General features: G+C 71.8%; 6 protein-coding genes. 5 read left to right on the top strand and 1 reads right to left on the bottom strand.

All coding sequences use genetic code 11. The features are described from left to right. Positions 1 to 174: 174 nt before the first annotated feature. Positions 175 to 930, bottom strand: a complete 756-nt coding sequence (locus VFZ20_RS20960) for a hypothetical protein (protein ID WP_329685895.1) — start codon at positions 928 to 930, stop codon at positions 175 to 177. 403 nt (positions 931 to 1,333) lie between these two features. Between VFZ20_RS20960 and VFZ20_RS20965 the strand changes: the two genes are divergently transcribed. The 5 genes from VFZ20_RS20965 to VFZ20_RS20985 all read left to right on the top strand — a co-directional run. Then, positions 1,334 to 2,056 carry a vWA domain-containing protein gene (locus tag VFZ20_RS20965; RefSeq protein ID WP_329685896.1) on the top strand — a complete coding sequence of 241 codons (723 nt, stop codon included), beginning with the start codon at positions 1,334 to 1,336 and terminating at the stop codon, positions 2,054 to 2,056. A gap of 71 nt (positions 2,057 to 2,127) precedes the next feature. Then, on the top strand, positions 2,128 to 3,600 hold the full coding sequence (locus VFZ20_RS20970; RefSeq protein WP_329685897.1) for a serine/threonine protein kinase: 1,473 nt from the start codon (positions 2,128 to 2,130) through the stop codon (positions 3,598 to 3,600). A 745-nt stretch (positions 3,601 to 4,345) separates the two neighbouring features. Then, positions 4,346 to 4,987 carry an FHA domain-containing protein gene (locus VFZ20_RS20975; RefSeq protein WP_329685898.1) on the top strand — a complete coding sequence of 214 codons (642 nt, stop codon included), beginning with the start codon at positions 4,346 to 4,348 and terminating at the stop codon, positions 4,985 to 4,987. An 8-nt stretch (positions 4,988 to 4,995) separates the two neighbouring features. Next, positions 4,996 to 5,388 carry a hypothetical protein gene (locus tag VFZ20_RS20980; RefSeq protein WP_329685899.1) on the top strand — a complete coding sequence of 131 codons (393 nt, stop codon included), beginning with the start codon at positions 4,996 to 4,998 and terminating at the stop codon, positions 5,386 to 5,388. A 314-nt stretch (positions 5,389 to 5,702) separates the two neighbouring features. Then, positions 5,703 to 6,770 (top strand): metallophosphoesterase family protein (locus tag VFZ20_RS20985; protein WP_329685900.1); only part of this gene is annotated, 1,068 nt, incomplete at its 3' end.

The raw sequence follows: 6,770 nt of genomic DNA on the forward strand, positions 1-6,770 counted from the left end.
GCTGTCTCCGGAGGGCAAGCTCGCGCTGCCCGGGCCGGGTGCCGTGATCCTGCAGAGCTCGTAGAACTGCATTCTCACGCAGAGCCGCAGAGGACGCAGAGTACTTCATCGCGCGACGAAGTACTCTGCGTCCTCTGCGGCTCTGCGTGAGACAATGATCAGTTGCTTCGAGGATCAGGCGTCGCGGACGCGCTGGTGCCGGAGTGCTTCCAACTCGGCTTTCAGCGGTTCCCAATATTGGCGATCCAGCTCGCGTTCACGCGCCTGCTCCACCGCGAGCGCATCACGAACCGCGTTCATGTCCCCCGCCAGCGCGGCCGCGATGGCAGGCCGGAACTCAGCGACTTTCCCGGCTTCGGCGGGAAAGCGCCGGACACACTCGTCGAGCAGCTCGGGTGTGAGGAGCGCCGTCAGCCAGAACGTTACCTGCTCCGGGGTCGGAGAGGAGAAGCCCTCGTCGTAGCTCACCTCGACGAGGCGGCGAATCATCGGCCAGTCCTTGTCCCGCTGTGTCTTCTTGGAGGCGACGAGGTCGGGCAGGGACAGGGAATCAACCTGAAACCCCTCGGGCAGCTCCCACGTGGTCCGGCGCGACCACAACTCGGGAAACGGATCAATGCCGCGGAGACGCGCCATGACGTCGACGCGCAATCCGAATGTCTCGGGATGCCTGCAGCGGAAATGGATGGCGTGGCCCCGCTCCAGGTACTGAAACTCGAACGGCGGAACGGCGATGACCTCTGCCTGCAGCTCGGCGAGCGCGGCCGAAAGGCGGTCGAGGTTCTCGGGGGATGCGAGGACGGCGAAGTCGGCGTCGCGGCTAAACTCCGCTGCGCCGTACAGCACGCACGCCTGTCCGCCCATGAGCAGGGCTTCGACGCCGTGCGCGCGGATCGTGGAAAGGACTTTGGGTATCGGACTCAGGCTCAAGCCGGCCTCCCAGCAGGTAGAAGGTGTTCCAGAGACGCATGCTCTCCGTCCATCGTTCCTGCGGGCTCAGGCGGTACCAGTCCAGCACCTCCGGGTCCACACACCGCTCCAGGGCGGGTGAGCGCAGCGGCTGCGCGTCGGATCGGGGTTTCATCTGCACGATCATCTCCTCCAAAGGACCTTCCCCATAAACTATGCACGCACGTAAAGGACCGTAACCCCGGTCCTGCGGCTTCATCGCGCGACGAAGTACTCTGCGTCCTCTGCGGCTCTGCGTGAGAAAATCCGTTGCTTTTCCCGAGCTGGAACAAACGTTCTGCGCCGCGGGACGGACTGGAACGTGCATGGGGGCCGCCCCTCGCATCACCTCACTCGTCACGGACCAGGACGGCAGAGCGATCGCATGGACCAGCAGCAGACCAAGACCCGGGGCGTTGCCGACATCGTCTTCCTGATCGACATCTCGGGGAGCATGGCGCCCGCCATCGACGCCCTCAAGACCAACATCGGCACGTTCGTGGAGTCGCTGAGCAAGGGCGAGGGCAACAACGTGTCGCCCGTGCGCGACTGGCGCGCCAAGGCCGTGGGCTACCGCGACTTTGACCACGACCCGCAGCCGTTCATCGACAACCCGTTCGTGACCGACGTGGAGGCCCTGCGCGCGCAGCTGGCCGGCCTGACGGCCGAGGGCGGCGAGGACGAGCCCGAGTCGCTGCTGGACGCCCTGTTCAAGGTGGCCAACATGGGCCAGACCGACAAAGGCGCCCAGGGCACCGACCCCAACCGCTGGCGCTACCGCAGCGAGGCCGCCCGCGTGGTGGTGGTGTTCACCGACGCCTCGTTCAAGCCCGCCATGAGCATCCCCGAGGCCAAGGGCGGCGGCGTGCAGGACGTGACCAACGTCATCATCAACAACCGCATCATCCTGAGCCTGTTTGCCCCCGACATGCCGGGCTACGACCAGCTCAGCCAGATCGACAAGTCGGAGTGGGAAGCCATCTCCTACCCGGGGCTCAACCCGCAGGAGGCGCTGGTGCAGTTCACCAGCGACCCCACCAACTTCAAGAACACGCTGCGCCAGCTGGCCGCCAGCGTGTCCAAGTCCGCTGAGACCATCGCGCTGTAGGGCGCGGCACCTTGCCGGGCGCGGCGTGAGGGCACGCCGCGCCCGTCCGTCCGTACCAGCCGACCGCATCCATGGCCAAGAAGCTCAAGCCCGGCGACGAGATCAACGGCTACACCATCACCGACGTGTTCGGGCCCGGCGCCATGGCCATCTCGTACGGCGCGCGCGCCCCGTCCGGGCAGCGGGTGTTCTTCAAGCAGTACAAGTCGCCGGCCGTGACGGTGGAGTGGTACCGCGGCTACGTGCGCTACCAGAAGGAGCTCAACCGCCGCATCGCCGAGAGCCCCGCGCGCAACTTCTGCGTGCGCGCGCTGGACGCGTTCGAGGCGGTGTGGGGCGGGCGCAACTACTTCCAGGTCTTTGAGTTCGTGGAGAACGGCGCGGACCTGGGCGGCATCTTCGAGCAGGAGGCGGCGGCCAACGGCGGACGCGCGCCGGCCCCGCCGTTCAACGCGACGATGTGGGAGCGGCACGTGATCTGGGCCAAGGTGCTCATGTCGGGCATCCACACGCTGCACCGCGTGAACGTGGCCCACGCGGACCTCAAGCCCGACAACGCGTTCCTGGTCGAGGACCCGTCCATCGCCGCGGGGTTCCAGCTCAAGCTCATCGACGTGGACTTCAGCGTGCTGACGGACGAGCCGGCGCCGTGGCACGGGCACCAGGGCTACGTGGGCAGCGACAACTACCGGTCGCCGGAGCACTTCACGGCCGGCGCGGTGCCGGGCGCGGCGTCGGACGTGTTCACCTGCGGGCTCATGCTGTACCAGCTGCTGGCCGGGCGGCACCCGTACTGGAGCGAGGACCAGACGGAATACGCCCGCAAGGCGCTGGCGTACGAGGCGCCGCTGCCCGTGCTGGGCGGGCAGATGCCCGGGCCGGCCACCAACGAGGCCGTGGCGGAGATCATCCGCCGCTGCCTGGCGCCCCGCCCGCAGGACCGCCCCACGGCGGAGGAGGTGCGCGACGTCCTCACCGGGCGCGCCGTGTCGTCCGCGTCCGCTGCTCCGGCCGCATCGGCTCCAGCGACTCCGGCTCCGGCCGCCGCGCCTGCTGCGCCGCCGCCGAGCTCGCCCGCGCCAATGCCCGCGCCCGGCGCCGCGCCTACGCCGGAGCCCGCGGCACCGCCCGCGCCCGCGCCGACGCCCGGGCCGGCCGTGACGACGGATGCGCCGCCCGTTGCGCCTCCGCCTCCCCCGACTGCCGCGCCCGCATCGCGGGGCGCGCCGCTGCGCGCGGACCGCATCCAGCTCGTGGGCGAGACGGGGCACGCCATCGCGCTGGGCGTGCGGACGCCGCTGGGCAAGCACATGGTGCGGCAGTTCGGCGAGGACTTCGCCGTGTGGGACGCGGAGCAGGCGGTCGTGGAGCGCGGGCAGGACGGCGCGTGGACGCTCACGCCGGCCGCGGGCACGACCAACGAGACGCTGCTGAACGGCGCCGCCATCACCTCGCCGCAGCCGCTGCACGACGGCGACGTGATCGCCGTGGGCCGCGCGGCAAAGGGGATCGCCAAGCTGCCGCTCACCGCCCGTCCGGGGTGAGCGTACGAACGACGTGGATCGAGGACGGCGCCCGGACGGCGCCGCGGGACAGGGAGGGCGTGGTGATGTGCATCACGCCGACAGGGATGGGACCGCGCGTGGAGGATGCACCGTGAGCGATACCGAGAAGCAACCCGGAGCGGAAGCCCCCAAGAACGCCGACGCGCCGTCGCCGCCGGCACAGTCCGCGACGGAGGGATCAGCCAGCGCGGACGCGGGCACGTCTCCCACGTCCGCGACGGGGGCAGATGCGGCGTCGGGGGGCGCGGCGTCGGGCGGGAGCCCGGCGGACGCGGGGAGCGCCGGTACGGCGGCAGGCGCGTCGTCCGGGGCGGGCGCGGGGACGGATTCATCGGCCGCGTCCGGCACGCCGGCAGGCTCCGAGCCGACGGGCACGTCCGGAACGCCGATCGCGAGTGATCCATCCGCATCCGCATCCGCCGGCACGTCCGGGGCGACGGAGGGCGCTGGGTCCGCGGGCGCGACGCCGGTCGCCAGCGATCCGGACGCCACGCTCGAATCCCCCGCCGCGGCTTCGACGGGCGGGACGGATGCGGGCGCCGGGTCGTCCACCGATCCCACGGCCGCCGGAACCGCTTCGGTGGATGCGGCATCGTCTGGAACGGCTTCGGGGGATGCAGCTTCGACTGACGCAGCATCGACCGGAACGGCTTCGGCGGATGCGAGCGCGGCTACCGGTACGCCGGTGGATGGCGCGACGACCAACACGGACGCGGGGACAACGTTGGCTGACGCGACCACGCCGGATGCGGGCGCGACCGGCACCGGGATGGCGGATGCGGCATCGACCGGAACGACTTCGGCGGATGCGGGAACGGCTTCGGCGGATGCGGCACCGGTCGATGCGTCGGCCACGGATGCAGGCGCGACCGCCACCCCATCGGCTGATGCAGGCGCGGGGGGCACGGCGGCGACTGACGCGGCCACGACGGCGGACGCGGGTGCAGCCACGGCCGATGCGGGCACGACCACGCCGGCGGATGCGGGGACCACGGCTCCTGCTTCGGCCGATGCTGGGGCAGCTGGTGCGGCGCCCGCGGCGGGCGGAGCGCTGACGGCGGAGCGCATCCAGCTCGTGGGCGAGTCGGGGCAGACGATGAGCCTGGCCGTGCGGACGCCGCTGGGCAAGCACATCGTCCGGCAGTTCGGCGAGGACAGCAACGTGTGGGACACGGAGCAGTGCACGCTGGAGCGCGGCGCCGACGGCGCGTGGCAGATCGTGCCCGAGCCCGGCACCACCAACGAGACACTGCTGAACGGCGCCCCCGTCACCGGGCCGCAGCCCCTGCACGAGGGCGACGTGATCGCCGTGGGCCGCGCCGAGAAGGGCATCGCGCGGCTGCCGCTCACCGTTCGCACGGCCTGAGCGCGGCCATGGCGTGGAAGTGCCCGCAGTGCGGCTTTGTGCACGAGAACGACGCCGTCACGGTGTGCGAGGCGTGCGGCTTTGTGCGGGCCGCCGGCCGGCTGGCGCTCGTGGCCGAGGCGACGGGCAAGCGACTGGCGGTGGGCATCGACACGGCCATCGGCAAGCAGCTGCTGGAGACCTTCGCGGGCGAGGACCACGTGTACGCGACGGATCCGCAGTTCCTGCTGGCGCGCGACCCGGTGCGGGGCGGGTGGAGCCTCGCCCCGGCGCCGGGGGCAAAGAACCCCACGTTCCTGACCGGCGCCGCGCTGGGTACCGCGCCGGCGCCGCTGGAACCGGGCGCGGTCATCACCATCGGCCCCACGCGGCTGCGGCTGCGGGTGGAGAACGAGCCGTGACGGAAAACCAGGACGAGCAGCAGCCCGGCGCCGCGCCGGACCCCGCATCCGCCCCGCCGCCGACGCATGGTGCCCCATCGGCCGCGCCGTCCGGCGGATCGGTGGATGCGGCGGGATCGGCTGCAGCGCCGGGATCAGCGGGATCGGCCGGCCCGACGGAATCCGCCGGATCGACTGAATCGGCGGGATCGGCCGGCCCGATGGAATCCGCCGGATCGACCGGATCGGCGGGCGCAACGGAATCCGCCGGATCAACAGGATCTGCTGGATCAGTCGAATCGCCGGGATTCGCCGAGTCTGCCGCGGGATCTGGATTGGCAACGGAGGGGAGCGGGGCGGGGACGGACGGCGCGCCGCCGGAGCCCGCGCCCGCCACGCCGCCGGGAGGAGGCACGCCGGAGCCAGCCCCGTCCGCGCCGTCGCCGAGCCCGTCCACGGGCGAGACGCCCGCCGCGAGCGTGCTGGAGGTGCGCGAGCTGGACTGGGACGCCGTCCGCGCCGCCGTGGCCAATCCGCCGTCCGCGGACCGGGCCGAGCGCATCATCGCGCGGATGGAGGAGCGGCTGGAGGGCGGGGGACCGCTGGGACTGGCGTTCGAGGAGTACGCCGCCGGCCCCGGCGACCGCGCCATCCAGGTGGGCGAGGACTGGCCCCTGGGCGACGTGTGGTTCGTGGGCGACGTGCACGGCGACCTGCTGGCCCTGGAGGCGGCGCTGCAGCACGTGGACCGCAGCGGCGGGCCGGGCGCGCGGCTGGTGTTCCTGGGCGACCTGTTCGACGACGGCGCGCACGCGGCGCAGGTGGTGCTGCGCGTGTTCGAGCTGCTGCTGGACGGGCCCGCGCGCGTGACGGTGCTGGCCGGCAACCACGACGAGGCGCTGGCGTACGCGGACGGCCGCTTTCAGTCCAGCGTGCTGCCGTCGGACTTTACCGACTGGCTGAACGCCAACGCGTCCGATCCGCTGGTGACACGGCTGGGGCACGTCATCATCCGGTTCTTTCAGCGGGCGCCCCGCGCGCTGTTCCTGCCGGACGGGCTGCTGGTGGTGCACGGGGGCGTGCCGCACACGGACCTGCACGAGACGCTGGCGGCCGAGGGCAACTGGAACGACCCGCGCGTGCTGCAGGACTTCGTGTGGCTGCGCGCGCATCCGCGCGCCCGCAAGCGTATCCCCAACCGCACCACGCGGGGAAGCGAGTTCGGCCGGGAGGACTTCAGCGCGTTCTGCGCGGTGGCCGCGCGGCTGGGCCGCCCCGTGCGCCGCCTGCTGCGCGGGCACGACCACGTGGAGGAGCGCTTTGCCGTGTACCCCGCGTGGACGGAGAACCCCGTGCTGACCATCAACACCATGTCGCACCGGCTGCCGCGCGAGGTGTTCGGC

The organism is Longimicrobium sp. (assembly GCF_036280135.1).
GTDB lineage: Bacteria > Gemmatimonadota > Gemmatimonadetes > Longimicrobiales > Longimicrobiaceae > Longimicrobium.

Excerpts from the sequence above, each read along its gene's own strand:
- VFZ20_RS20970 (WP_329685897.1), top strand. The coding sequence starts at position 2,128 with ATGGCCAAGAAGCTCAAGCCCGGCGACGAGATCAACGGCTACACCATC.
- VFZ20_RS20965 (WP_329685896.1), top strand. The coding sequence starts at position 1,334 with ATGGACCAGCAGCAGACCAAGACCCGGGGCGTTGCCGACATCGTCTTC.
- VFZ20_RS20980 (WP_329685899.1), top strand. The coding sequence starts at position 4,996 with ATGGCGTGGAAGTGCCCGCAGTGCGGCTTTGTGCACGAGAACGACGCC.